The sequence below is a fragment of the Pseudoalteromonas sp. P1-26 genome (assembly GCF_001401795.1).
Classification (GTDB): Bacteria; Pseudomonadota; Gammaproteobacteria; order Enterobacterales; family Alteromonadaceae; genus Pseudoalteromonas.
The window spans coordinates 1-1,297 of sequence record NZ_LKDX01000109.1; the positions used below are offsets into that span (position 1 = coordinate 1).

Here is a 1,297-nt window from a genome sequence, read left to right on the forward strand (position 1 = left end):
TGCGGGCTCATAATGAGGAGCTACCTCGGCCCTTTGATGTATTCGCGCCCTTGTGCCTCTTCTCCTACTCGGTGTTTTAACACGCCAGGCACTTTACAGGCTATCAAGGGTGGGTCTAACCGCTTAACGCAGGTTCTTGGTCAATACTGTTGTTTCTGTTATTGAAGGCTAAATATTAATTGGCTAGTAAACTGGGTTCATAACTCGTGCCCTTTTTCAGCATGGCATACGCTGTCCTAACTGTTTTATTTGCTAATGCAATGGCTGCACACTTCACACCGCGTCTTTCAACTAATTCTTTGAGCCATTGTTCTTTTTTCGTTTTTGGTTCTCGATGCTTTAGCTGACTGATGACCGCTCTGGCTCCCAGAAACAAGTGACTCCGTAATGTTATCTCGCCACGGTATTTGGCTATATGACCTATTCGCACTTTTCCACCACTTGAGTGTTGGCGAGGGGTGACACCAACATTGGCTGCCGCATTGCGTCCGCTCGTAAAATGGGTTGTGTCACTTAAGCTTATTAATAAACCAACCGCTGTGATAGGCCCGACACCCTCAAGTGCCAGTAAGCGTTCACATTGCTCATCTTGTTTTACCAAACCTGTCAGTAACTCATTTAATGTTTCTTTTAATGTTGATTGCGCTTTAAATAATTCATAGCACTGAGCTAGACACTGCCTTAAACCAGCGGTTAAACCATTATCGCTATCTTCTAAAATCTCAGGAATAGCTTGCCTAAACGCGCATTCTGATTGCTTGATTACAATCCCAAATTCAAGTAACAAGCCTCTGATTTGATTAGCCAATTGCCGTTTCTGCTTTTCAGCTAACGCACGCATTCGCTCTATCGATTGTAGACTTTGCTGTGCTTGCGTCAGTGATTTACACGGGCGAACATTGGGTGAGAAAGAAGCCGCAGCTATTGCAATAACATCATTTGCATCCGTTTTCTGGCCAACTCTAAATGCTTTGACAAATCGAGGGTCTAGAATCACGACTTCATGACCTGCACTACGCGCTTTGCGTGCCCAATAATGAGCACCGCCGCATGATTCCATAACAACTTTACAGCGAGGTGACGTAGTGAGTATGGTCAATAGTTCTTTTCTGCTCACCGCTTTATTACTTTGTAGTTTTTGATGAAGAAACTTACCGACTTGAAAAACATTTTTTGCCAAGTCGATGCTAATTAGGTTAAATTTTGACATGTATGGATTCCTTATTGGTAAAAGTAATTGTCCAATTTCTTTATACCGTACTCACTATATTTGGGGGAGGAGTCCATACATCTCCTA

The 1,297-nt window shown here is 43.1% G+C and carries 1 protein-coding gene; it reads right to left on the reverse strand.

Annotated features, from left to right (window positions below):
* Positions 1 to 175: 175 nt before the first annotated feature.
* Positions 176 to 1,210, reverse strand: coding sequence for an IS110 family transposase (locus AN394_RS21100; protein ID WP_152968968.1), 1,035 nt, complete (start codon positions 1,208 to 1,210; stop codon positions 176 to 178).
* Between the last annotated feature and the right edge of the window lie 87 nt (positions 1,211 to 1,297).